Consider the following 24,400-nt stretch of genomic DNA (forward strand, 5'->3'; position numbering starts at 1 on the left):
GACCGATCTCATCGTTGCCAGGATCGCACCACGCGCTTCCGGAAGGGACAATGTGCGATCAGCATCCAGACCGGCCGGCGGTCGCTCGTGTACAGGGCGAAACCGACTCGTTCGGCTCCGAGATGAATGATCTCTGCGAAGAGTGCCTCAAGGCTGACCGCGAGTACGCTCGTTCACCGGAGGCTCGAACCGGCAAATGCGATTGGTGCAAGCAAGCCGCGACCGTTCTCGCTGACACGCGCGATTACGAGGAAGGCATGCACGGCCCCGTGTACCGCGTCTGCGGCGTTTGCAGGAAGCGGCGAGACGAGGAAGACCGAGCAGAGCTCGATCAATATGACAACGATTACGAGCCGTTCGACGACGGCTTCGACGATTAATCCCACCCAATCCAAAGGAGGTGAACCAGTGCGCAAGACCATCAAGGCCGATCTCGTCATCATCGATCCCCAAAACGACTTCATGGACATCAAACACGAAGGCAGCGGTTGGGTCGGCGCAGCAATGCCGGATGGGACGCTGTTTCGGTCTACGCTCCCGGTACCCGGCGCGCTTGACGACATGCGACGTGTCGCCAAGCTGGTAAAACGCGTCGGCCGCCGGCTCAACGACATCCACGTCACGCTGGACTCCCATCGCGTCGTCGACGTCGCACACCCCGGCTTCTGGCGCGGCCAGAACGGCCAGCACCCTGCACCCTTCACCATGATCACGAAGGCCGACATCAAGTCGGGTATGTGGGCACCGCGCAACCAGGCATACCGCCAGCGGATGCTCGACTACACCGCGGCGATCGAGGCTGCCGGCAAGTTCGTTCTGATGATTTGGCCGGAGCACTGCATCATCGGAAGTTGGGGTCACAACGTGGTCGATGATCTCCGCCTGGCCCTTACTGACTGGGAGCGCGACAACTTCGCCACGATCGATTTCGTCACAAAGGGCACCAACACCTTCACGGAGCACTACGGGGCCCTCATGGCCGAGGTGCCGGATCCCGCCGACCCGTCCACGCAGTTGAACGGCGCCTTCCTCTCCGTTCTCCAGGAGGCCGACGTCATCGGTATCGCGGGCGAGGCCTCATCGCACTGCGTCGCCACCACGATCCGGCAGATCGTCGACAACATCGGCGACGATCACCTCCGCAAGATCCACATCCTGACCGACAGCATGTCACCGGTCCCGCAGGCGCCCGGCGGACCTGATTTTCCTGCGATTGCCGCCCAGTTCCTCAAGGACATGGAAGCCCGAGGCCTAGTGCTGACCACGGCCGACGCCTTCTTGTCCTGATCGCCTCCCCTCACCCCGAAATTCAGAAAGGAGACTCCATGCCCCGTCTCGATGGTACCGATGTCGAAACCCACACGGTGGGCAGCAACTTCTCATTCACCGGCGCGCGCATCGAAGGGCTCGGCGCGACCGAATATACGCTCGTCGACATCGAGGTCGACATGAGCGGCTCGGTCAGTTCCTTCCGGCCCGACCTGATCGCCGCTGTGAAGACCGCTGTCGATGCCTGCGGAAAGTCCCCGCGGTCCGATAACCTGCTGATCCGCGTCGCCGCCTTCAGCACGATGTACCCGAAGGGCGTCAACGAGGTCCACGGGTTCATCCCGCTCACCAACATCGACGTCGCCTCTTACGACACGCTGCAGCCGGGTGGCGGAACGCCGCTCTTTGATGCCTGCTACAGCGGCATCGGCGCATCTAATGCGTACGCCAAGATGCTGTACGACCAGGAGTTCAATGCTAACGCCATCAGTTTCTTTATCACCGATGGCGAGGACACTCATTCCGCGATGCGGCCCGCCCAAATCAGGGCCGAAGTCGAATTGGCCCAGCGCGAGGAATACCTCGAAAGCCACGTCAGCGTCCTGATCGGGATCAATGCCAGCAGCTGCAGCGGAGCGCTCCGGGACTTCCAGCGGGAAGCCGGCATCACCCAATACATCGACGCCGGCGACGCCACCAAGGGCAAGTTGGCCAAGCTGGCTCAATTCGTCTCGCAGTCGATCTCGAGCACATCGCAAGCATTGGGCACAGGCGGTCCGAGCCAATCGATCGCACCTACCATCTGAGCAGAGCCGCCGCGGAGACCACCTATGCGCTTCACAGCCGACCACGCCTTCCACATCGGATCGCAGCATCTCCGCGGCGGCATGCCGTGTCAGGACTATGCACTGTCGTATGCCAGCGACATCTTCGGTGCCGCAGTTGTTTCAGATGGCTGCTCGAGCGGCGGGCGTACCGATGTCGGGGCTAGAGTCGTCGCGCATTCCACGCTGACCTCTCTGATGGAAGCGCCTCGGTTTAATGAGCGCATCGTAGATCACTACAGCCACCGCCGCGATGAATGCGCGCGATCTGCACTGTACCTCCAACCCGATGATCTGCTCGCGACATGCGTGTATGTCGCCATTTCTGGCGACAGAGCGATGTCTCGGATCGTCGGCGATGGCGTCGCGGCCGGCATTGATCGAGATGGTAGGCTCGTGATGAACCGGATCGAGTGGGCCAAGAACATGCCGGTCTACCGCGCCTATTGGCGGACCGACGAGTATCGCGCATTCATCACAGCACATGGCGGGATGGACGCGCGGGCCCTCTCGCAGCACATATTTGCTCCTGACTGCGCCCCTTCAGAGTTTATCGGCCGTCATACGGTCGAAGACGGGCTTGTCGGCACCAGCATCGACCATGACCTGCAGATGTTCCGATTTATCGCCGTTTTCTCTGATGGGGTCACACAAGTCGACGGCATGGATTGGCGCGACGTCGTCACCGAACTTATGTCGTTCAAGTCGACTGAGGGAGCCTTCGTGAAGCGGCGGATGCTCCGCTTCCTCAGGGACTGCCTGCGCCACGGTAAAGGCCCGATCGACGATATAGCGATGGCCTGCATTCACATCGAGCACGAGGCGCTGTGATGGCGCAGACCTTCTTCCAGGACTTCCGCAAGGATAACGGCTTCCCCGTGACGGTCGAGTACAGCTATCGGCCGGGAAGCGAAACCACCTATTCGCCGCGGTTCGGTGCCGAAGGTGGAGATCCTTGCGACATCTGTATCATAGCGTCGTGGCCAAACACGCCGGAATACAATCGCGTGTTCGGAATCCTGCGCAACCTGGAATGGGGCCGTCACCCGCGCTGGCTGACGCCCTTCGTCTGGCTCGCTCTCCAGACGGTGAAGCTGGACATCTGGCTCCGCGAACTCCCGGCCGCCCTATCGGAGGCCGAGCGCGAGCGCATGGAGGAGTGGCTCATCGAGCACCACGTCTACGAACCCTCCGAGGAGGACTTCTACTGATGGCGCGCAAGGGTGCGATCAATGTTCTCCTCGACGGCCGCGGCGGCGTGACGCTGCGCGAGTCCGATTACATCACGACCGGCGGCGAGGGCTCAATCTACAAGACCGGCCAGACCGTGGTGAAGCTCTACACCGATCCGAACAAGATGGCGCGCGACGGCATGCCGGAGAAGGTGAAGATGCTGGCGCGGCTGCAGCATCCTGGCATCGTCGCGCCGCACGGCCTGGTGCTCGACGACTCCCGGAAGCCGATTGGCTTCTACATGCCGTTCGTCGTCGGCGAGCCGATGTCGCGGGTCTTTGTCTCGGATTACCGGTCACGGACGGGCTTCGGTGAGTGGGATGCCGTCGCGGTTACCCAGTGCATGTTCGATATCGTAGCCTATGCGCACACACAGCAGGTTCTGCTGGTCGACGCCAACGAACTGAACTGGCTGGTCCATTTTACAAAGGGCAATGCCGCGTCCGCCTCGGTGATCGATGTCGACTCCTGGGCGATAGGCCGATGGCCGGCGACGGTCATCATGCCCTCAATCCGGGATTGGAGCGCCAAGGCCTTCTCGCCGGAGACCGATTGGTTTGCCTGGGGCATCGTCGCCTTCCAGGTCTTCACGGGAATCCATCCCTTCAAGGGGCGGATCGAGGGCTACAAGCCCGGCGACCTCGTCCGGAGGATGAAGGATAACGCCTCGGTTTTCGACCAGCGCGCAAAGCTGCCGCTGTCGGTCCGCGACTTTTCGTGCATTCCAGGCCCGTTGCTGGATTGGTTCCAGGCAACGTTCCAACTGGGCAAGCGCGGCACGCCGCCGGCGCCGACCGTTATGGGCAAGCCAGCGAAGGCCGCGCAAGTCATGCGCGCCGTCACCACGGCCGCCGGCGGCGCGCTGGTGTTCGAGAAGTTGTTCGCGCGCACCGGCGATCCCGTCACCAGGATCTGGGCGAACGGCGCGGTCCGGCTTGCATCCGGTGAGCTATGCGACCTCGAAACTGGAATGAGCATCGCCTACCAGATGCCGGCCGACGCCGAGGTCATCAAGGTCCCGGAAGGATGGGTGATCTCGCTCCCGACTTCGACCGAAATCGTCTTCGCGCACATCCCATATGAAGTCGTCGGGGGCGTCGGCGGCCGCAGGCTCGCCGAGCAACCACTGCTGCCGCTCCGTCGCATCTTCCGCGCTGGCAAGACGCTGTTCGGGGTCACCGACCGCCAACTGATCGAGCTCGAGCTCAACGACGTCGGCCGACCACGGATGATCATGGATCGGCGCTGGAACATGCTCGTCGGGGCGACGACCTGGCTGGATGATGTTGCGGTCACCAACGCGCTCGGCAATGCTTTCGTGGTGCTGCCGCATGCCGGCGGCATTTCGCAGATCCGCGTGGCCGAACTCGACGGCAAGACCGTGGTTGCCGGCAAGGCCTGCGGCCGGTTCGCCGCCTTCACCGTCGTCGACAAGCAAGGCGTCTACGGCAAGGTCGAACTGACCTTCGACAAGACCTTCACCCGGTACCAGGCATGGGTCGGCCCCGCCGACGGTCCCGAGCTCAATATGGCGATTTTGCCGCGCGGCGTCGTAGCCACCATCACCGACGACTTCGAGATCACGATCTTCGTCCCGACCACGGGCACCGTAAACAAGGTGCGCGATACCGGAGTCAGCACCGCGATGAAGCTGGCGGCATGGAGCGAGCGGATCGTCTACATCCTCGACGGCGCGGTCTGGCAGATGAGGATGGCACCGTGAAGAGACAGAAGTGGAATTGGCGGAAGCACCTCACACCCGCGGAAGCCGCGTTTATGCGGGAGTGCGATGCTGAAGCGAAGAAGATCGCCGAGGCCCAGTCACGTTGGAGCGCGAAGTACCAACTCGAGCGCATCAAAATCGTCAACCGCGCCCTGGAGCGCGCGATACATGCTGGAGGCGAGGCATGACGTTCTATCGGACCTGCACCGGCTGTGTCGTCCAAGGGCAACCATGCGACGCGCGCGACGGGTTACGCAAGAAACTCAAGGGTCTCGGCGTTACGTCGGTGAAATGGAAATGCGCCGATCGCATCGCGAGGTTTCAGGTCGGCGACCTGGTCTGGGTCGACACAGTCGCGGACCCCAACGATTACGGAGATGACGGCGAACCGTATCGCGACGAATTTCCGGGCGTCATCGTCGATGCGGCAGGCGCTAAACCGCTCGTCTTCATTGATCCCGGCGTGAAGGGGAAGAGTGAGGAAGCCGCGTTCGTAGCCGCTAAGTCAAACGGCTTCTGCCGAATTCCGCTGTCGAGGCTCAAAGAGCGCGAGGGCGAAAAGGAAAAAATCTGCCAGTCGTGCCAATGGCCAGAATGGAAGGGCCATCATCCAGGTTTTTCCTGCGCGATCTCCCACAAATCTGCCGAAGATAACGCGCCCTTCTGAGAATGGAGCCGCCGATGATAATCCGCGTATGCGACCTCGAGACCACCGGCCTTGATGCTTCAGATGAAGTCATTGAGATCGGATACACCGATATCGTGAAGGTCTCCGGCGTTTGGAGCATGTCGTCGCGCAGCGAGCAGTCATTCGCGCGCCCGGCCAGACCGATCCCACCCGAAGCATCGGCCGTCCACCACATCACGGATGAAGACGTGAAGGACGCTCCGGCGTGGTCCGACGCATGGCGCCTGCTCGTCCAGACCCCTGATGATGGAGGCAAGATCACGTTTGCCGCGCATATGGCGCAATACGAGCGGCAATATCTCGATCCGTTGTTCCAGGCCGATTGGGTCTGCACCTGGAAATGCAGCTTTCGTCAGTGGCCCGACTTCGAGAGCCATTCGCTTCAGGTTCTCCGCTACGCTCTCAAGCTGCCGGCGGATCCCAAGCGCGCGGCGCCGGCCCATCGCGCACCGCCCGACTCTTACGTCTGCGGACTCCTGCTGCTCGAGCTCCTCCAGCACCAGACCCTTGAGACGCTGATTGAGTGGAGCGCCCAGCCGCCGATCTTCACCAAGTTCGATTTTGGGCAGTTCAAGGGTAAGCCGCTGTCAGCCGCGGACGCTGGCTATCTCGATTGGCTCGGCAACAAGGATCACAATCTCGGTGAGGACTGGCGCTGGAACGCGCGCCGTGAGATCGAACGTCGTGCCAACGCCAAGGTTGAGGAAGCCGCGCGAGCCCGTCGGGGATACCTCGAGCAATCCCTCGCCGCGATCCCCGGTGCCGTATCGGTGCGCGATCTCGAGAACTGGTGGCACGGACAATCCGATCACTGGGCCGCACACGGTATCCTTGTCGACTCCAAAGAATACGAGATGCTGCGCAAGGCGTGCGCCGACCGGAAGCAGCACCTGCTTCGTACCGGCGAGCCCCAGTTCGAACCGCCTGGAGCATCGACATGAACGCGCACGCGCACAATCCAGGCGGCAAGGCCCGCCTGACGCTGACGGACGGCGTCGCCGGCGACGCGATGTTTGCCGGCCCGAACGACTGCTACCGGCTCATCCTGACACGGAAGTGGGTCAACCTGTTCAATGCCTCGACCAGGCTGCCGAACAACTTCGTCCTCTGGATCTGCCACAACCCGTCGATCGCCGATGCCTCAATCGACGACCCGACGATGAACCGCGTGATCGACTTCTCGATGGCGTGGGGCTTCGACGGCTTGGCCATGATGAACGTGTTCGACTACCGGGCGACCGATCCGAAGGATCTGCTGGCGCCCGGCGTGGTGCCCTGCAGCCGCGCCAACCTTCCGCTGATCCGGGACACTGCAAAGCAAGCGCAGATGATCGTCTGCGCCTGGGGCAACGTCGAACGCAAGCTGCTCGACCAGGCCATCGAAGTGGAATCCGCGTTGCGCGCGGATGGCCACACGCTCTGGTCCCTGGGGTTGAACAAGGGCGGCACGCCCAAACATCCCGGACGAATTGCCGGCGACACACCGCTCGTTGAATTTAAGGAGCTTAGAATATGACATTTTCTTTCCCGCGCGCCGTGTTGGAGCAGCATACCGCGTTCCTGGGCAAGACGGGCTCGGGCAAGACGTCGACCGCCAAGCTGGCCGTCGAGCAGATCATCCGCGACAATCCAACGGCTCGAGTCTGCGTCCTGGACCCGATCAAGTCGGATTGGTGGGGCATGACGTCGAGCGCCGACGGCAAGCGGCCGGGCCTTCCATTCTACATCCTTGGTGGTCCGCGCGGTCACGTTCCGCTGCATGATTCCGCCGGCAAGGCGATCGGCGAACTCGTCGCAACGGGAGATCTGCCGCTGTCCATAATCGACATGGCGGATTTCAATGCCGGCGGGCTGCAAAAATTCTTCAACGACTTCTCCCCTGCCCTGATGAAGCGGATGCGCGGCGTCGTCTATCTGGTGATCGAGGAGGCACACGAGTTCGCGCCGAAGGAGCGCGCCGGTATCGGAGCCGAGAACCTCGCAATCCACAATGCCAAGAAGCTGGCGACCGCAGGCCGGTCAAAGGGCATCAGGCTGATGGTGGTCACGCAGCGAACGCAGGCCTTGCACAATGCTGTACTGGGGAGCTGCGACACCATGATCGCGCATCGCCTCACCGCGCCGGCGGACCAGGAGCCCGTCAAGAAGTGGCTGAAGGCCAACGTCGACAAGGAGACCTTCGAGCGCGTCTCGACCTCCCTCGCCTCGTTGAAGACCGGGACCGCATGGATGTGCTCCGGTGAGGCACAGGTCGCCGAGATGGTGCAGTTCCCCAAGATCTCGACCTTCGACAACTCGGCGACACCGACGGGTGACATGGCAGACCAGCACGTCCAGACGGCACCCGTCGATCGGGAACGTCTGCGAGCAATCATCGGCGATGCCGTCAAGCAGGCGGAGGAAGATGATCCGGAGGCGTTGCGCGCCGAGATCGCACGGCTGCATGCCGAGATGCGCAAAGGGCAGCCTGCACTCCAGTCCAACCATGATCCCGCCGCTGTGGCGGCCGCCGAGCAGCGTGGCTACGCGAAGGGACTCCGAGACGGTAATGCGATCTTCGATGCGTTTGCTAGGCGTGTCGATCAGTTGGTTTCGAACATCCAGGCAACCGTGGAGGTGGTTGCAAAGGCGCGCGCCAGCCATGCGATTCAGATGGCCGAGAAACTGGCATCGAACTCGCTTGCACCTCAGCCAACGACCGCGCTTCCGACACGCGCGCCAATCGAAGCCCCAACGCGATTGCCATCACCTGCGGCAAGCGGCGGTGGTGCGCTAACCCAGGCTCTCCAGAAGGCGCTGAATGCGATCGCGTGGTGGCACAAGATCGGCCGCGATCCGATCGAGAAGGCACGCGCCTGCGTCGTGGCTGGATTGAGTCCTAAAGCCTCCACCTTTGGTGTCTACCTCGCTGAATTGGCCAAACGAGAGCTGGTCGTCACCCCCGAACCGGGGAAGGTTTCGCTGACCGAAGCTGGCCGCGCGCAGGCCGTCTTCCCCGCGGCATCCACGGCGGCCGAACTCTATAAGATGGCGGCATCGCTACTGGCCCCACAGGAGCGCAAGGCTTTCGATGTGGTCTATCGAAGCTATCCGAAGTCGATCGCGCGCAAGCGCGTGGCCGAACAGTTGGGCCTCTCCACCACGGCCAGTACAACCGGCGTCTATCTCGCGGCGGTCGCCTCCTACGGCATCATCGAAAACGCAGGTGCCGGCGAGATCCGCGCTGCGGATTGGCTTTTCACCGCATGACTGAGGAGATCAATCGAATGAAATTCCCTTGGCAAAAGAGCATCGTGCGAGAGTTCATTCCAACAGCTATTGGCGAGAAGTTGGACAAAGGTGCTTGCTTATTGGTTGAGGGACCTGAGTTCAGCAAAATGAGGAACTTTGTCATAGCCGACGAGAACGGCGTCGTGATTTGGACTGGCGATACCGAAGCTTTCACAAAGCTTATCCGCGATGCTGCGCGATCTGCGGCGGCTGCATGATCTCCGCCCCGTACACGCCGAAACGCCTCTTGGAGCGCGCCGCCTCGATCGACAAGCAGGTCGAAAAATGGTCGGGAAACGCCGGCTACGCCGACACGTTCCGCATGGAGGCTTGGGCCCTGCGCATGGCCGCCGCGGCCGCCACCGCCGGAGACGTTGATAAGACTCGTCACCACACGATTTCGACCGCGGCAGCGCTGTTAAATTGGCACCGGCATCTTTCTGGGACCAGCCGGGAGATGCGGCCGGGGATCGACCCGGTCGAACGTGGAATCGAGACCGAGTGCGCCCAATGACTCGCGCTGCGCCGTTTACCCAGGCTTCCGCTGAGCGCGCCATTAAAGCTGCCAGGAAAGTCGGGCTGAAGGTCACCGGTATGACCGTAAGCCCAGACGGCGCTATCAGAATTCACACCGCAGAGAAAGAAGATATCCCCAAAACTTCGTCCTTGACTGGGGGACCTAAGCTCCGGGACGCTCGGGAGAAACTCCGTGCACCTCGTTGAGCCCATGGGCAAAGATAAGATTCGCTACTTCCTCTATCTGGAAGGGCGCTGGCGGTGGCGGCCAACCAAGGCCATGCGGAAGGCTGGATTCCGCATGGTCCCGATGGGCAAAGGCGGTCCTGGGCGCGACGCCGAAGGCAACCCGGCTGCAAGCAAGGACGATCTACGCCGCGCCGTCGAGCTCAATGCCGAATGGGACGCCCACCGAAGGGGCGGCGGGCCGGCAAGAAAGATAGATCGCCCGTCATGGGCTGAAGGTAGCGTGGGTGATGGCTATGTGCGGGCGATGGCGCTGCGTAAAGCCGACCGCACCAAGAAGGGCATCGTCTGGACCTACGAGCAGGAAAGCCGCGACGACTGGCCTCGCGCATGGAAATGGCTTGGCCCGGAGTTCGGCGACTGCGATCCGAACACTATCGAGCCCGAGCACTTTCTCCGCATCGACGAGGTGACCGGCGGGGTCTCGGGGCTGCTGGTCAAAATCGAGAGCGAGGTCTCGATCGGCGAACGGCATCGCGTCCTTAAGGTTTGGCGCGCTCTGTGGAAGCGCATGGCCGCGATGAAGTATTGCAAGCTGGACGCCGACCCCTCGAAGGCGATCACCAACACCCCGCCAGATCCGCGTCAGGCCACGTGGCTCCGCAAGGAGGTGCTGAAACTCGTTCAGGTGGCATGGCGCCATGGGTTCTTCGGACTGGCCGCCTGCATGGCCGTAGCCTGGGATTCCATGCTTTCGCCGGTTGATGCCCGCAAGCTGCTCGCCGGGATGGCTATCGACGACGGGGCCGGCATCCTGTTCCTGGTAGACCGCGCCAAAACCGGCCGCGGCGCCGCCGGCACGCTATCGCAGTGGAGCCAGGCGATCTTGCTTGCCTACATGAAGAAGCAGTTTGAGGGCATCACGCTGCTCGAGAACACCCCCCTGTTCTGGACCCGCGGTCACCAGCCGGTCAGCCGCAAGGGCGAGTTGGGCCAGCGTGGCGGAGACCGCGGCGGCGGCCGCCCGACGGCTCCCAGGCCCTACCGCAAGCAGACGCTGGCGGACGATTTCAGGACCGTGCGTGAGCTCGCGTTCGGTATTGGGGAGAAGCGCCAGATCCAGGATATGCGCCGCTCTGGGGCCGTCGAGGGCGATGCTGGAGGGGGCTCGGTCACCGATCAGTCGAACAAGATGGCGAACACCGTGGAAGCCAACAAGCGGCTCCGGAAGACGTACAATCCCGTGAACATCGCCAGCGTTCGCCGGTTCGACGAGGCCCGAGCGATCGGCGCCAAGAAGCTCGAGCAGAAGCCCGACACCGACGCGCCCATCCTCTTGGAAATCTTCAAGACCGCAACCGGAACGGTGGATCGATAGATGTCGGTAGCCGGGAAATCTCGCCTGATACTTTCGGCAGTTAAGAGCCCAGTTTTCGGGGCAGATAGTGTCAGGAAGCCATTGAAAACGTTGAAATTATCCGGCCTGTCACGCCGGAGGTCGCGGGTTCGAGCCCCGTCTCTCGCGCCATTTTGGCGATGTGTTTCAAACAGTTAGCTCCGCGCTCGACTTTCGATCCGTCCCCTTCGCCAAACTTCCCGCCGGCAACTCGGCGGCTTCAGTTGTTGCGAACGGACCAGTTCGCACAACCGTTTCGTAGCTGCGACGTTTGGCGGTTTTGCGGTTTCGATGCGGGAAGTGGCCGATTTTCGGGCGAAACGGCGTAGTCAGTCAGGGTCCGAATCGAATAAGGCCTGAAATGTCAGGGTTTCCTGGACCCTCGCCATCGAGACCCCCAAGGGCTCCAGATCTCCCGTCGACGCGTTTTCCCCAACGATTCAGCATCCGCTTCGTTCGAAAACGCTTCTTTAAGCCGTTCATCACGAGGAGGGCCACACATGGCGAAGAAAGCAGCGACCCCGGCGACCATCACCCTGAAGCATCTGGCGGCGGCGATCGCCGAAGACCAGGAACTCTCCAAGAAGCAGGCCGAAAGCATCCTGACCGACGTCGTGACGCGAATCACCAAGCACCTGAAGAAGGGCGAGCGCATTCGCATCGTCGGCCTCGGCATCCTGCAGGTGCGCAAGCGCGCCGCCCGGATGGGCCGCAACCCCGCCACCGGCGAGCAGATCCACATCAAGGCCAGCAAGAAGGTCGCCTTCCGCCCGGCGAAGGAACTCAAGGAAGCCATCTGATCGGCCAAGTGATCGGCCGAGTGACCGGCCGAGCCCCTTCGTTCAGTCAGCGCCATTCCGGCTCTTCGACGCGGCCCCCGGAGTGGCGCTTTTCTGTTATAGAACTAGCCCAATCCCTCTCTCGTCCCCCTCTTGGACTTGCGGTCACCATGCTGGCTCCAACGCTTGATTTCAAACACACCGTTACCGAGCGCTTCCTGCGCTACGTCGTGATCGATACTCAGTCCGATCCGGAATCGCCAACCTGCCCTTCCACCGAGAAGCAGAAGGATCTCGGCCGCCTCCTCGTCTCGGAATTGCAGGCGATGGGGCTCAGCGACGCCCATCTGGACCAGCATGGCTACGTCTACGCGACCATCCCGGCCACATCAGACAAGAAGGTGCCGGTGATCTGCTTCTGCTCGCACATGGACACCTCGCCGGACTGCACCGGCAGGAATGTGCGGCCGCAGATCGTGAAAAACTATCGCGGCGGCGACATCGCGCTGCCAGCCGACCCCGCGCAGGTGATTCGCGCCGCCGAGCACCCAGCGCTTTCCGACCAGATCGGCAACGACATCATCACCACCGACGGCACCACGCTGCTGGGAGCGGACAACAAGGCCGGCGTCGCCGAGATCATGGATGCCGCCCATTTCCTCGTTAACAATCCCCAAGTGAAGCACGGCACCATCAAGATCCTGTTCACGCCCGATGAGGAGATCGGCCGCGGCGTCGACAAGGTCGACCTGAAGAAGCTCGGCGCAGATTTCGCCTATACGATCGACGGCGAAACCGCCGGCCATATCGAGGACGAGACCTTTTCCGCCGACGGCGCCAGCATCACGATCGAAGGCGTCTCCACCCATCCCGGCTTCGCCAAGGGCAAGATGGAGCACGCGATCAAGATCGCCGCCGCGATCGTCGAGCGGCTGCCGAAGACCACCTGCTCGCCGGAAACCACCGAAGGCAAGGAAGGCTTTCTGCATCCGATCGCGATCTCGGGCGCGCTGGAGCAGGCCAGGCTCGACTTCATCATGCGCGATTTCACGGAAGCCGGGCTGATGGAGAAGGAGGCGCTGCTGGAGGCCATCGTCAAGGACGTGATGAAGGCCTATCCGCGCTCGACCTATCGCATGGAGGTCAAGCAGCAGTACCGCAACATGAAGCAGGTGATCGACCGTCACCCCGAGATCATCGACTACGCGGGCGAAGCCATCCGCCGCGCCGGCCTGACACCGGTGAAGACCTCGATCCGCGGCGGCACCGACGGCTCGCGCCTCTCGTTCATGGGCCTGCCCTGCCCCAACATCTTCGCCGGCGAGCACGCCTTCCACTCGCGCCTGGAATGGGTGAGCCGGCAGGACATGGAAAAGGCGGTGCAGACTATCGTGCATCTCGCGATGATCTGGGAAGAGCGGGCGTAGCGGTTACGTACGCAAGCTTTCTCCCCCGTCACTGGGAGCGCCAGCGAAGCAATCCATCCCTCCACATGCGCGGAAGCATGGATTGCTTCGTCGCTATCGCTCCTCGCAATGACGGTAAGGGCGCAATGACGGTGGGCTGCTACGAAGCCTTCGCCGTCACGATCCAGATCGAGGCGGGCAGCATCACCGAATTGCCTTTGACGAACGGCGCGAGCGCCTCGCGGATCGCACCGGCGGCAGCGGCGCGGAGTTCAGGTGGCTGATCCTGCAGCGCCCGGCTGACCGGCCCGATCTCGAGCGCGCCTTGTACGGCGCCATCGAGGCCGCCGCCGATCGCCGCATCGAGCGAGAGCGGGCACGGCTCCATCTCCACATTCGTAAAGCCGGCCGCGCCGAGGATGCGTCGCACACGTTCTTCCGAGGCGAACGCGAACGGCCCGGGATCCTCGGGCCCCTGCTGCGGCAATTTCGGCACGTGTTTGTAGGCGGCCTGCAACGGCGTCATGAAGAATGGATTCTCGCGCGGCTCGCGCCAGCAGATGAACGCAAGCCGCCCTGACGATCGCAGCGCCTTCCTCATATTCGCAAACGACACCGCGGGATCGGCAAAGAACATCACGCCGAATCGCGACGCCAACAGGTCGAAGCTTGCGGGAGCGAACGGGTACACCGTTGCATCCGCGAGCGCGTACTCCAGCGACAATCCCGGCGTCACGCGTTGCCGCGCCCGCTCGAGCATCGGGCCTGATACGTCGATGCCGAGCACGTGGCCGGACGGCCCGACCTTCCCTGCAAACGCGACGGTGGTCGCGCCGCTGCCGCAGCCGATGTCGATGACGCGCTCGCTTGTCTTCGGCCTGGCGCGATCGATCAGGATGTCGAGGACCGGAGCCAGCAGGACGTCCTGCGCCGCTTGCCGGTCGGCCCAGCGCTGGCCGCCCGGCCCGTTCCAGTAGGCGATCTGGTCGGCGTTTTGCTCGTGGCCAAGGGCGGCGTCCATCAGCAGGTCTCTTTCGTCGCAGCCTGCAGCATCGGCATCACCTGATAGGTGAAGCCGGCATCGGCCTTCATGACGGGATCGTTGGCGAGAATGGTCTGCGGGTCGGCATCGTCAGGCAATTGTAGCACGCCTAACCCCCAGACGCCGGCCGGATCAGCCACCGGGCCAAACACAATCGCGTTGCCAGCCCGCAGCAGTTCCCCGCAATAGGCCGTGTGAGCCTGCATGATCTCGGCCTCGCCAAGTGTCATGTCCTGCGGAAAGGTCGGACGCGGCGGAACAAGCTTGCAGACGAAATATCTCATTGCGGCGCGTGCTTCGCGGCGCTGCCGGTCTTGGGTTTCTTCTGCGTCGTGTTGGTGGCCGAAGGGGCCGCGTTGTCACTGCGCACGGCGCCCCAGGGATCGCTGGGCCCCGCCTTGTCGGGAATGTTGCGCAGCGATCTCTTGTAGGCGCGCTCGGCGTTGCGCTCTTCCTCCTTCTGCGACGGACTCTTGTCCTTGTCGACGTCGCCATATTGCGGCACGGCATTCTGCGCGAACGCCGATCCGGCCATCAGCGCGACCATCACGGCGGCAACAAAGACTCGCATGGGCAGCTCCCCGGGTTTTCACGCAATGATATCACCCGGTTGAGCGCATCGCCAATCCTCCGGCGAGCGCAGCGCCGCGCATTGAGGCCGCATTGCTTTCACCGAATGGCCACATGAAAAGCAGATGCCAACCAGATTTCCCGGATAGGACTTGTTTGGTCTTCAACCTGGAAAGGCATGACCATGCGCATCTTTACGGCATCCGCCATCATTGCAGCTCTTTGCCTCGGAACACCGGCTTTGGTGCTGGCGCAGGGAACTCCCTCGCAACGTGGGGCGGAGTCGCCGCCCGCTCAGTCCGAGCCCGGCACCGTTATACGGACCATACAGGTTGTCGACGTCAAGGAACTGCAGCCGGCGGTGCGCTCGAAAGTCGATGAGATCATCTCGCAGACGAGCGATGAGGACATGCAGTCACTTCGGAAGACCATCGACGCGACGCCGCAGGCGCTATCCGCGCTCAAGGCCAAGGGCATGACGTCGTCGCAAGTCGTTGCCATCAACATCGCCGACGGTGTCCTGACGATGTTCACGAAGACGGCGTGAGATCGGCGGAGCTTGCGTCGCTCGTTGAGCGGCGCCTTGCTCGAAGATTCACTTGCTAACCAAACCAGTCCGCCTTTGCTCTGCGAGCTTCGGCGCGACAGTCTTCGCCCTACGTACTCCGGCTTGCCGAGCCGAAGCCCGCAGGGCGAAGGCTGGTCCATGCGCGCCTCTTTGCGCTCCGCAACCCTCTCTGATTTGCGTATAAGGTTTTCCCTTTCGCGTTGCGCTCGCTCAGCCTGCCTCTTCTCTTGGATCTTTTTGTCTAATTCCTGCATCGCACGATCGAAGCGCATTCGCGCGAGCTCAATCGGGACTGATGCGCTATTCTTGCCCATCTGATGAAATGCAGCCGTTGCGGCTCCGTGCTGGCGACATTATGGGTAATGTGCCAGCGAGGATCATCATGAGCTTGAGAGAAGGCGCCGCGGCCATCGTGATCGATACAGATGGTCGCTTTCTCATGCAATTGCGCGACGACAAGCCCGGTATCGTTGATCCCGGCAAGATCAGCCTTTTTGGTGGCCGACGCGAAGGCAATGAGACTTTCAGGGACTGTATCGCCCGTGAGATCCACGAAGAACTGGGCTGCCGTCTGCCGGCAGAGAGCTTCCAGCATCTCGCTCGCTGCGTTGGTTCAAACCACCCGATTACCGGTGGCAACTTTCACGCCGAGATATTTATCGTCCGATCGATTTGTTCTGAAGAGCTGACGATTACCGAGGGCCAGCTAAAGACGTTCACACTCGCCGAGCTTTGTCAGATCAGGGAATCCCTCGCGCCGCTTGCCCAATTTGCCGTCGACGCCTTCTTGTCGGAGGCCAAATCGACCAACATGACTGTTCCGGAGCTACCTGGCCCCTGAAATCCCAGCGCGGGCAGCGGGGCTTGTGGTGGGCGGCGAGAGATTCGAACTCCCGACCCTCTCGGTGTAAACGAGATGCTCTAACCAGCTGAGCTAGCCGCCCTCGCCCGCTTCTTTACCCTCGCCCTGCCCCTAGGCGCAAGGTCGGGGCCATCATTCAGTCGGAAGCCCCGGCAACGCCTTGAGATCGTTGATCCAGGGCGCGGCCGAGCGGCACCAGATTTGGCGCCGGGGCTGCAATTGGTCGCGCTGGCGGATGCTGCCCCAGCGGATACCCCAATCCTCGGGGCCCCCGTCCTCGCCGCTCGTAAACAGCGGGGAACCGCATTCGGGGCAGAAATGCTGGAAGCGGATCCGGCCATTGTCGCCGGCCTTCCCATAGATTTTCGGCGATTTGCCCGTGAGGCGTATTGCGTCTCCGGCGCAGATCACGGTGACGCGGTAGGGGGAGCCGGTCAGCGTCTGGCAATCCGTGCAGTGGCAGATCGAGACACGCTCGGGGTCGATATCGGCCTCGTAGGTCACGAAGCCGCAGTGACATTGTCCGTCGATCTTCATGGCGCCCTCCTCTCCGCCTGCTCCCTGTCCTAGAGCATGATCCGGAAAATCGGATCATGATCGGTGCGCTATCTTCGAGCGAAACTCCCATAAACAAAACGGCGCCCGAAGGCGCCGTTCGTTGTTCAAGCAATCCGGTCCGGTCAGTGGGCCGTCAGGCCGCCGGTCTCTTCGGCGGTGTCGGGTTTGACGTCGACCTTGGTCTCCTCTTCCCAGACGATCGGTGTGGGCACCCGCACCAACGCCCTGGCGACGACCTCGTCGAGCCGGGAGACCGGGATGATCTCCATGCCGCCCTTGATCGCATCGGAAATCTCCGTGAGATCCTTGGCGTTGTCCTCGGGGATCAGCACCGTCTTGATGCCGCCGCGGGCGGCAGCCAGGAGCTTCTCCTTCAGACCGCCGATCGGCAGCACGCGGCCACGCAGCGTGATTTCGCCGGTCATCGCGACCTCGTGGCGGACCGGAATGCCGGTCATGACCGAGATGATCGCGGTGGCCATCGCCACGCCTGCGGACGGTCCATCCTTCGGCGTCGCGCCCTCGGGCACGTGCACGTGGATGTCGCGCCTGTCGAACAGCGGCGGCTCGATGCCGTAGGTGATCGCGCGCGAGCGGACGTAGGACGCCGCCGCCGAGATCGATTCCTTCATGACGTCGCGCAGATTGCCCGTGACGGTCATCTTGCCCTTGCCGGGCATCATGACGCCTTCGATGGTCAACAGCTCGCCGCCAACATCGGTCCAGGCCAGACCCGTGACGATACCGACCTGGTCCTCGCTCTCGATCTCGCCGAAGCGATACTTCGGCACGCCGAGGAACTCTTCGATGTTCTTCTCGGTGACCTTGACCGACTTCTTCTTGGAGATCATCAGCTCCTTCACCGCCTTGCGGGCAAGTGTGGAGAGCTCACGCTCCAGGTTACGCACGCCCGCTTCGCGGGTGTAGCGGCGGATCATCAAGAGAAGCGCATCGTCGTCGATCGACCATTCCTTGGAATCCAGACCGTGCTTGGAGAGCGCGTTCGGGATCAGGTGCTTGCGCGCGATCTCGACCTTCTCATTCTCGGTGTAGCCGGCGATCCGGATGATCTCCATGCGGTCCATCAGCGGTCCGGGAATATTGAGCGTATTCGCGGTCGTGATGAACATCACGTTCGACAGGTCGTAGTCGACCTCCAGGTAGTGGTCGTTGAAGGTCGAGTTCTGTTCGGGGTCCAGGACCTCGAGCAGCGCCGATGACGGATCGCCGCGGAAGTCGGCGCCCATCTTGTCGATCTCGTCCAACAGGAACAGCGGATTGGAGGTCTTCGCCTTCCGCATCGACTGGATGATCTTGCCGGGCATCGAGCCGATATAGGTGCGGCGGTGACCGCGGATCTCGGCTTCGTCGCGCACGCCGCCGAGCGAGACGCGCACGAATTCACGCCCCGTCGCCTTCGCGATCGACTTGCCAAGCGAGGTCTTGCCGACGCCGGGAGGCCCGACCAGGCACAGGATCGGTCCGGTCAGCTTGTTGGCGCGCGACTGCACCGCGAGATACTCGACGATACGGTCCTTGACCTTCTCGAGCCCGTAATGGTCGGAGTCCAGCACCGCCTGCGCGGCTTCCAGGTCCTTCTTGACCTTGGACTTCTTGTTCCACGGGATCGACAGCAGCCAGTCCAGATAGTTGCGCACCACGGTCGCTTCCGCGGACATCGGCGACATCTGACGCAGCTTCTTCAACTCATGCTGCGCCTTCTCGCGCGCTTCCTTGGACAGCTTGGTCTTGTTGATGCGCTCTTCCAGATCGGCCAGCTCGTCGCGACCTTCGTCGTCGCCGAGCTCCTTCTGGATCGCCTTCATCTGCTCGTTCAGGTAATATTCGCGCTGGGTCTTCTCCATCTGGCGCTTGACGCGCGAGCGGATGCGCTTCTCGACCTGCAAGACCGAGATCTCGCTCTCCATCAGGCCCAGCACCTTCTCCAGGCGTTGGGTGACCGACAGCGTCTCCAGGATGGCCTGGCGATCGGCGATCTTGACCGCCAGATGCGAAGCGACGTTGTCGCTCAGCTTGGCGAAATCGGTGATCCCCTGAACAACGCCGACGACTTCGGCGGAGATCTTCTTGTTCAGCTTCACATAGCTCTCGAAATCGGACACGACCGAGCGCGACAGGGCTTCGGCTTCGACCGAATCGGCGTCGGTGTCGGCGAGCGCGACCGCGGTCGCCTCGTAGTACTCGCTGCGGTCGGAGTATTTCTCGACGCGCGCGCGCTCAAGCCCTTCGACCAGCACCTTCACAGTGCCGTCGGGCAGCTTCAGGAGCTGCAGCACGCTGGCGAGCGTCCCCGTCTCGTAGATCGACTCTGGCGCCGGATCGTCGTCGGACGCATTCTTCTGCGTCGCGAGCAGGATCAACGCGTCGTTCTTCATCACTTCTTCAAGAGCGCGGATCGACTTCTCGCGGCCGACGAAGAGCGGCACGATCATGTGCGGGAAGACGACAATGTCACGGAGCGGCAGCACCGGATAAGAATGGCTTTCGCCGTAGACAATCGATGGCCGGGGTTTTGAGGTTGTCATGGCCTATTCCTTTCGTTGTGCCCCCTTGCACGCGGCCCGCTTGCTTGCGCAACCACCACAAGGTGCCTGTATGATCCGAATGTCGTTCGGCCCTCGGCCGCTTCTCGTTCCGGATTTCAGATGACGAATCTTGAGACGTAAATTTTCATCACCGACAGCATTAGGTGGCTATCGGCCATGGGGGTGTCAAGTACTTAGAAATACCGGAAAATCCGGACTAAACGCGCAGAATTAATTACATCGAAATGGCCACCGGGAATCCCGGCAGCCATCGGTATTTTCGTTCATCCGCCGGCCGCGGCCGGCAAGCGCGATCAGGCGCTCGCGCTGCTCTCGACGGCGCGGTCGGAACGATCCGCGTAGATGTACAGCGGACGGGCCGTTCCCTCGACCACCTCGCGCGAGATCACGACCTCCTCCACGCCTTCGAGGCCCGGAAGATCGAACATGGTCTCGAGCAGGATGCTCTCCAGGATCGAGCGCAACCCGCGCGCGCCGGTCTTGCGTTCGATCGCCTTGCGGGCGACCGCGCCAAGCGCCTCGTCGGCGAAGGTCAGCTCGATGTTCTCCATCTCGAACAGCCGCTGATACTGCTTGACCAGCGCGTTCTTCGGATCGGTCAGGATCTTCTTCAGCGAGGTCTCGTCGAGATCCTCCAGCGTCGCGACCACCGGCAGGCGGCCGACGAATTCCGGGATCAGGCCGTACTTCAGCAAATCCTCCGGTTCGACGTGGCGGAATATCTCGCCGGTGCGGCGATCTTCCGGAGCGAGCACCTGCGCGGCAAAGCCGATCGAGGTCGAGCGGCCGCGTGCGGAGATGATCTTCTCCAACCCGGAGAAGGCGCCGCCGCAGATGAAGAGGATGTTGGTGGTGTCGACCTGGAGGAATTCCTGCTGCGGGTGCTTGCGGCCGCCCTGCGGCGGGACGGAAGCCACCGTGCCTTCCATGATCTTCAACAGCGCCTGCTGCACGCCCTCACCCGACACGTCGCGCGTGATCGAGGGATTGTCCGACTTGCGGCTGATCTTGTCGATCTCGTCGATGTAGACGATGCCGCGCTGCGCGCGCTCGACGTTGTAGTCGGCCGCCTGCAGGAGCTTCAGGATGATGTTCTCGACGTCCTCGCCGACATAGCCGGCTTCCGTCAGCGTCGTCGCATCCGCCATGGTGAAGGGCACATCGAGGATGCGCGCCAGCGTCTGCGCGAGCAGCGTCTTGCCCGAGCCTGTCGGACCGATCAGGAGGATGTTCGACTTCGCGAGCTCGACGTCGTTGTGCTTGGTCTGGTGATTGAGCCGCTTGTAGTGATTGTGCACGGCAACCGACAGCACCTTCTTCGCATGGCTCTGGCCGATGACGTAATCGTCCAGCACCTTGCAGATTTCCTTCGGAGTCGGGATGCCGTCGCGCGACTTCACCAGCGAGGACTTGTTCTCCTCACGGATGATGTCCATGCAGAGCTCAACGCATTCGTCGCAGATGAAAACGGTGGGACCCGCGATCAGCTTGCGGACTTCGTGCTGGCTCTTGCCGCAGAACGAGCAATATAGCGTGTTCTTGGAATCGCTCGTGCCGACCTTACTCATTCTTATCTCCGTCCGCCGTTCGAACCCGTCGCTCCATCGACCTATTCCGGTACTGTCCGGGCTTTAGGTGTAGATAGAGCAAAAACCGTACCAAAAAAGACCCTACTTAATACTGATCCGGCGAATCGCGGTTCAGTCGAATCTCCCCCGCAACTACATCCGATACGTCAGAGCCAACCATGCTGTCATCCGACTATCAAGAATTCGCTAACCGGGGGCTTGCCGGGCACCGTGACAATACCGTGATTTATAGCCTCCGCACGTAAATAACCTGTCGAAAACGCACGGTCGTTGCGACATTGCCACGCGACAGCTCGATACGAAAGCGGAACTTTCTGCCCAAGTTGGGGCATACTGCACCGCAATCGCCTGAGTTTGCCGACAGGGATTTCGTCGTCAACGCAAAAATCGCGCAAGCGATCCCGTAAGACTACGCGGCTTTCGCTGCAGCCGGATCCTCGGGACGCCTATCGATCACCTTGTCGACGAGACCAAACGCTTTCGCGTCTTCCGCCGTGAGGAACTTGTCGCGCTCGAGCGCATCCTCGATGGCCTTGTAGGTCTGGCCAGTGTGCTTGACGTAGATTTCGTTTAGCCGCTTCTTGAGATTCAGGATCTCCTGCGCGTGCAGCATGATGTCGGTGGCCTGGCCCTGGAAGCCGCCGGAGGGCTGATGCACCATGATGCGCGAGTTCGGCAGCGTGAAGCGCATGTCCTTCTCGCCGGCAGCGAGCAAGAGCGATCCCATCGAGGCCGCCTGGCCCGTGCACAGCGTCGACACCGGCGGGCGGATGAACTGCATGGTGTCGTAGATCGCAAGACCCGATGTCACCACGCCGCCGGGCGAGTTGATGTACATCGAGATTTCCTTCTTCGGATTCTCGGCCTCGAGGAACAGAAGCTGCGCGACGATCAGCGTCGACATGCCATCCTCGACCGGGCCGGTCACGAAGATGATGCGCTCCTTCAGCAGGCGCGAGAAAATGTCGTAGGCGCGCTCACCGCGGTTGGTCTGTTCGACGACCATCGGCACGAGGTTCATGTAGGTTTCAACGGGATCGCGCATGGGATTACCCCTGGAGTTGGCGGGGCCGAACGGCCGCCGGCTGTTCCGGACGGACGATCGTCCCGTGATGCAGGACTGCGTTAAGCTGCGCTCAGATATGCGCCATTTTCGCGGCGGCAAGACCGCACAGATGGCTAGGTCCGAACGCGGCAACTCAAACCGATTCGGCTGGTCCCGCCTAGCGACGGAATGCCGTCGTTCGGCCGGTTTCGCCGTTCATCATTAACACGAGGTGCCGGGATTACGCCGCAGTTTTCTCGGCGTCTTCATCCTTGAACAGGTCTTCCTTCGAGACCTTTTTCTCGGTCACGTTGGCGAGTTCGAGGATGAAGTCGACCACCTTGTCCTCGTAGATCGGGGCACGGAGCTGGGCGAGCGCCTGGGCGTTGCTGCGATAGAAGTCCCAGACCTCCTTTTCGCGGCCCGGCATCTGGCGCGCACGCTCGATCACGGCGCGGCCGACCTCGTCATCGGACACCGTGATCTTGTTCTTCTCGCCGATCTCCGACAGCACGAGGCCAAGCCGCACGCGGCGGTCGGCGATCCTGCGGTACTCTTCCTTGGCGGCGTCCTCGGTGGTGTTCTCGTCGGCAAACGTCTTGCCGGCGGAATCCATCTCCGCCTTGATCGAGTTCCACATCAAGTTGAACTCCTCGTCGATCAGCGACGGCGGCGCCTCGAACCTATGGTTCTCGTCAAGCCGGTCGAGCAGCGCGCGCTTGACGCGCTGACGCGTCGCGCCGGCGAACTCGGCCGTCAACCGCGCCCGTGCGGCTTCCTTCAGCTTGTCGAGCGATTCCAGCCCGAGCGTCTTGGCGAACTCGTCGTCGATCACGGTCTCGCCGGGTGCTTCCACCGTGGTCGCCGTGGTCTCGAATTCGGCCGGCTGGCCGGCGAGCTTTTCGCTGGCATAGTTCTTCGGGAACGTGACCTTCAGCGTGCGCGTCTCGCCTGCGCCGATACCGATCAGTTGCTCCTCGAAGCCGGGAATGAACTGGCCCGCACCGAGCACGACCTGGATGCCCTCGCCGGTTCCGCCGTCGAAGGCTTCACCGTTGATGGTACCTTTGAAGCTGATGGTGACGCGGTCGCCGTTCTCAGCCTTCGCGCCCTCGCTCTTGGCCGAATAGGGACGGCTCTGATCGGCGATGCGCTTGATCGCCTCATCAACATCGGCGTCGGTCACATCAGTGACCGGCTTCTCGACCTGGAAGGTCTTGAAATCGGCAAGCGTGATCGGCGGCACGACCTCGATCGCTACCGTGTAGGTCAGGTCGCTCTTGCCGGCGAGCAACTCCTCGACCTCTTTCTGCTCGGTCGGCATCGTGATCTTCGGCTCGGTCGCAAGACGGAAGCCGCGGTCGGTGAAGATCTGCGTGTTGGCGTCGCGGATGGTCTGGTCGATGGTCTCCGCCATCACCGAGCGGCCGTAGATCTTCTTCAGATGGCTGACCGGCACCTTGCCGGGACGGAAACCGTTGATGCGGACCTTGTCCTTCAGGTCCACAAGTTTCGCGTCCGCCTTGGCATCGAGGTCGGTGGCAGGAACGCTGATCTTGAACTCGTGTTTCAGTCCCTCATTAAGGGTCTCGGTGACCTGCATCTTCTTCTTCCGCTCCTGTCGCGCCTTTGCGGGCGCGACTGTGTCAATGGTTCGACGCACGGCTCAACGCCTGCGCCGGTGGTTCGGCGGACCTGTCTCCCGAACACAGAGACAGGCCCTCCAGAAAGGGATCATGCAAACGCTGGATGAGCGCTTGGTGCGGGTGGAGGGACTCGAACCCCCACAACTTTCGTCACTGGAACCTAAATCCAGCGCGTCTACCAGTTCCGCCACACCCGCTTGGCGCATCATCTCCGGCCGCGATGCCGCGGGCGGCGGCTTATAGCATGAGCCCGCCCCGGCGCAGCAAAAAAATGGCTTTTTTCGCATGTCCTCTCGGCCCAAATGGCCGCTGGACTTACAGGTTCAAAAATGGTCCGGATCGGGCCGATGGCAAGCCTTTTCCTGAAGCTCGATCGACGCACCCTGCTGGCCGGACTAGGCGCCGCCGCGCTGCAAGCGGGCCTTCCCGCCGCAACCTTGGCGCAAGCCCGTCGTTCACTCGCCATTTCCGCGAGACCCGACAGCCTGGTGCTGCGCCAGGGCGGCGCGGCTACGCCGGTCTGGTCGTTCCCAGGCGAGGACATCAGGGCGAATCGCGGCGAGACCATCGAGCTGACGCTCGGCAACGATCTTCCCGCACCCCTTGCATTGTACTGCCGGGGAATCGACGGCGCTCCGGCCGCCGAGCCCCTGCTCGCCCGGG

At 62.2% G+C, this 24,400-nt stretch carries 27 protein-coding genes and 2 tRNA genes; 19 read left to right on the forward strand and 10 right to left on the reverse strand.

Annotation, left to right across the window (positions count from 1 at the left end):
• Window positions 1–50: 50 nt before the first annotated feature.
• The 16 genes from CWO89_RS02045 (at window position 51) to pepT (ending at window position 13,311) form a co-directional block, all read left to right on the forward strand.
• Window positions 51–380, forward strand: coding sequence for a hypothetical protein (locus tag CWO89_RS02045; RefSeq protein ID WP_130577014.1), 330 nt, complete (start codon window positions 51–53; stop codon window positions 378–380).
• 28 nt (window positions 381–408) lie between these two features.
• A complete protein-coding gene (locus CWO89_RS02050; RefSeq protein WP_130577015.1) occupies window positions 409–1,287 on the forward strand; it encodes a cysteine hydrolase family protein in 879 nt (292 codons plus the stop codon).
• Window positions 1,288–1,325: 38 nt separating this feature from the next.
• A complete protein-coding gene (locus tag CWO89_RS02055; protein ID WP_130577016.1) occupies window positions 1,326–2,075 on the forward strand; it encodes a vWA domain-containing protein in 750 nt (249 codons plus the stop codon).
• Between the two features lie 24 nt (window positions 2,076–2,099).
• Window positions 2,100–2,924 carry a protein phosphatase 2C domain-containing protein gene (locus CWO89_RS02060; protein ID WP_130577017.1) on the forward strand — a complete coding sequence of 275 codons (825 nt, stop codon included), beginning with the start codon at window positions 2,100–2,102 and terminating at the stop codon, window positions 2,922–2,924.
• The gene (locus CWO89_RS02065; RefSeq protein ID WP_130577018.1) at window positions 2,924–3,304 is read left to right on the forward strand and encodes a hypothetical protein; all 381 of its coding nucleotides are present in this window, start codon (window positions 2,924–2,926) and stop codon (window positions 3,302–3,304) included. Before CWO89_RS02060 ends, CWO89_RS02065 begins: the two co-directional genes overlap by 1 nt.
• The gene (locus tag CWO89_RS02070; protein WP_130577019.1) at window positions 3,304–5,049 is read left to right on the forward strand and encodes a protein kinase family protein; all 1,746 of its coding nucleotides are present in this window, start codon (window positions 3,304–3,306) and stop codon (window positions 5,047–5,049) included. Before CWO89_RS02065 ends, CWO89_RS02070 begins: the two co-directional genes overlap by 1 nt.
• Window positions 5,046–5,237, forward strand: coding sequence for a hypothetical protein (locus CWO89_RS02075; RefSeq protein WP_130577020.1), 192 nt, complete (start codon window positions 5,046–5,048; stop codon window positions 5,235–5,237). The genes CWO89_RS02070 and CWO89_RS02075 overlap by 4 nt, the downstream gene beginning before the upstream one ends.
• Window positions 5,234–5,716: a hypothetical protein gene (locus CWO89_RS02080; RefSeq protein ID WP_130577021.1), complete on the forward strand. Its 483-nt coding sequence runs from the start codon at window positions 5,234–5,236 to the stop codon at window positions 5,714–5,716. Before CWO89_RS02075 ends, CWO89_RS02080 begins: the two co-directional genes overlap by 4 nt.
• A 14-nt stretch (window positions 5,717–5,730) precedes the next feature.
• A complete protein-coding gene (locus tag CWO89_RS02085; protein WP_165420958.1) occupies window positions 5,731–6,678 on the forward strand; it encodes an exonuclease domain-containing protein in 948 nt (315 codons plus the stop codon).
• Window positions 6,675–7,253, forward strand: a complete 579-nt coding sequence (locus CWO89_RS02090) for a DUF1643 domain-containing protein (RefSeq protein WP_130577023.1) — start codon at window positions 6,675–6,677, stop codon at window positions 7,251–7,253. Before CWO89_RS02085 ends, CWO89_RS02090 begins: the two co-directional genes overlap by 4 nt.
• Entirely contained in the window at window positions 7,250–8,986 is a 1,737-nt protein-coding gene (locus CWO89_RS02095; RefSeq protein ID WP_130577024.1) for an ATP-binding protein, read from the forward strand. The genes CWO89_RS02090 and CWO89_RS02095 overlap by 4 nt, the downstream gene beginning before the upstream one ends.
• On the forward strand, window positions 8,983–9,225 hold the full coding sequence (locus CWO89_RS02100; RefSeq protein WP_130577025.1) for a hypothetical protein: 243 nt from the start codon (window positions 8,983–8,985) through the stop codon (window positions 9,223–9,225). The genes CWO89_RS02095 and CWO89_RS02100 overlap by 4 nt, the downstream gene beginning before the upstream one ends.
• Window positions 9,222–9,521, forward strand: a complete 300-nt coding sequence (locus CWO89_RS02105; RefSeq protein ID WP_130577026.1) for a hypothetical protein — start codon at window positions 9,222–9,224, stop codon at window positions 9,519–9,521. Before CWO89_RS02100 ends, CWO89_RS02105 begins: the two co-directional genes overlap by 4 nt.
• A 195-nt stretch (window positions 9,522–9,716) precedes the next feature.
• Window positions 9,717–11,087 (forward strand): hypothetical protein, encoded by a 1,371-nt coding sequence (locus tag CWO89_RS02115; protein WP_130577028.1) that lies wholly within the window; start codon window positions 9,717–9,719, stop codon window positions 11,085–11,087.
• 518 nt (window positions 11,088–11,605) lie between these two features.
• Entirely contained in the window at window positions 11,606–11,905 is a 300-nt protein-coding gene (locus tag CWO89_RS02125; RefSeq protein ID WP_027580650.1) for an HU family DNA-binding protein, read from the forward strand.
• A 149-nt stretch (window positions 11,906–12,054) separates the two neighbouring features.
• Entirely contained in the window at window positions 12,055–13,311 is a 1,257-nt protein-coding gene (gene pepT / locus CWO89_RS02130; protein WP_130577029.1) for a peptidase T, read from the forward strand.
• A 139-nt stretch (window positions 13,312–13,450) separates the two neighbouring features.
• Here pepT and CWO89_RS02135 read toward each other — a convergent pair whose 3' ends face one another.
• Genes CWO89_RS02135 through CWO89_RS02145 form a run of 3 tightly spaced genes read right to left on the reverse strand, consistent with a single transcriptional unit; the run spans window position 13,451 to window position 14,903 of the window.
• Complete coding sequence (locus CWO89_RS02135; protein ID WP_130577030.1) at window positions 13,451–14,311, reverse strand: class I SAM-dependent methyltransferase; 861 nt, start codon at window positions 14,309–14,311, stop codon at window positions 13,451–13,453.
• Window positions 14,311–14,616, reverse strand: a complete 306-nt coding sequence (locus CWO89_RS02140) for a YciI family protein (protein WP_130577031.1) — start codon at window positions 14,614–14,616, stop codon at window positions 14,311–14,313. The genes CWO89_RS02135 and CWO89_RS02140 overlap by 1 nt, the downstream gene beginning before the upstream one ends.
• Window positions 14,613–14,903, reverse strand: coding sequence for a hypothetical protein (locus tag CWO89_RS02145; protein WP_130577032.1), 291 nt, complete (start codon window positions 14,901–14,903; stop codon window positions 14,613–14,615). Before CWO89_RS02145 ends, CWO89_RS02140 begins: the two co-directional genes overlap by 4 nt.
• Before the next feature lie 183 nt (window positions 14,904–15,086).
• Here CWO89_RS02145 and CWO89_RS02150 point away from each other — a divergent pair, with 183 nt between their 5' ends.
• Both CWO89_RS02150 and CWO89_RS02155 read left to right on the forward strand, forming a co-directional pair.
• Window positions 15,087–15,449: a hypothetical protein gene (locus CWO89_RS02150; RefSeq protein WP_245475647.1), complete on the forward strand. Its 363-nt coding sequence runs from the start codon at window positions 15,087–15,089 to the stop codon at window positions 15,447–15,449.
• A 403-nt stretch (window positions 15,450–15,852) separates the two neighbouring features.
• Window positions 15,853–16,311: an NUDIX domain-containing protein gene (locus CWO89_RS02155; RefSeq protein WP_130577034.1), complete on the forward strand. Its 459-nt coding sequence runs from the start codon at window positions 15,853–15,855 to the stop codon at window positions 16,309–16,311.
• Window positions 16,312–16,337: 26 nt separating this feature from the next.
• On the opposite strand, the gene CWO89_RS02160 is transcribed toward CWO89_RS02155, so the two are convergent.
• From CWO89_RS02160 to CWO89_RS02190, 7 genes are all read right to left on the reverse strand, one after another.
• A tRNA-Val gene (locus CWO89_RS02160) sits at window positions 16,338–16,414 on the reverse strand.
• Between the two features lie 50 nt (window positions 16,415–16,464).
• Window positions 16,465–16,869, reverse strand: coding sequence for a GFA family protein (locus CWO89_RS02165; RefSeq protein WP_130577035.1), 405 nt, complete (start codon window positions 16,867–16,869; stop codon window positions 16,465–16,467).
• Window positions 16,870–17,012: 143 nt separating this feature from the next.
• The gene (gene lon, locus CWO89_RS02170; RefSeq protein ID WP_130577036.1) at window positions 17,013–19,436 is read right to left on the reverse strand and encodes an endopeptidase La; all 2,424 of its coding nucleotides are present in this window, start codon (window positions 19,434–19,436) and stop codon (window positions 17,013–17,015) included.
• 314 nt (window positions 19,437–19,750) lie between these two features.
• The gene (clpX, locus tag CWO89_RS02175) at window positions 19,751–21,025 is read right to left on the reverse strand and encodes an ATP-dependent Clp protease ATP-binding subunit ClpX (RefSeq protein WP_024506813.1); all 1,275 of its coding nucleotides are present in this window, start codon (window positions 21,023–21,025) and stop codon (window positions 19,751–19,753) included.
• Between the two features lie 430 nt (window positions 21,026–21,455).
• Window positions 21,456–22,091, reverse strand: coding sequence for an ATP-dependent Clp protease proteolytic subunit (locus tag CWO89_RS02180; RefSeq protein ID WP_130577037.1), 636 nt, complete (start codon window positions 22,089–22,091; stop codon window positions 21,456–21,458).
• 241 nt (window positions 22,092–22,332) lie between these two features.
• On the reverse strand, window positions 22,333–23,694 hold the full coding sequence (gene tig / locus CWO89_RS02185) for a trigger factor (RefSeq protein ID WP_130577038.1): 1,362 nt from the start codon (window positions 23,692–23,694) through the stop codon (window positions 22,333–22,335).
• 155 nt (window positions 23,695–23,849) lie between these two features.
• Window positions 23,850–23,934, reverse strand: a tRNA-Leu gene (locus CWO89_RS02190).
• Between the two features lie 150 nt (window positions 23,935–24,084).
• Here CWO89_RS02190 and CWO89_RS02195 point away from each other — a divergent pair.
• On the forward strand, window positions 24,085–24,400 hold a 316-nt coding region (locus CWO89_RS02195), incomplete at its 3' end, for a cupredoxin domain-containing protein (RefSeq protein ID WP_502702880.1).

This window comes from Bradyrhizobium sp. Leo170 (assembly GCF_004296405.1).
In the GTDB taxonomy this organism is placed as follows: domain Bacteria; phylum Pseudomonadota; class Alphaproteobacteria; order Rhizobiales; family Xanthobacteraceae; genus Bradyrhizobium.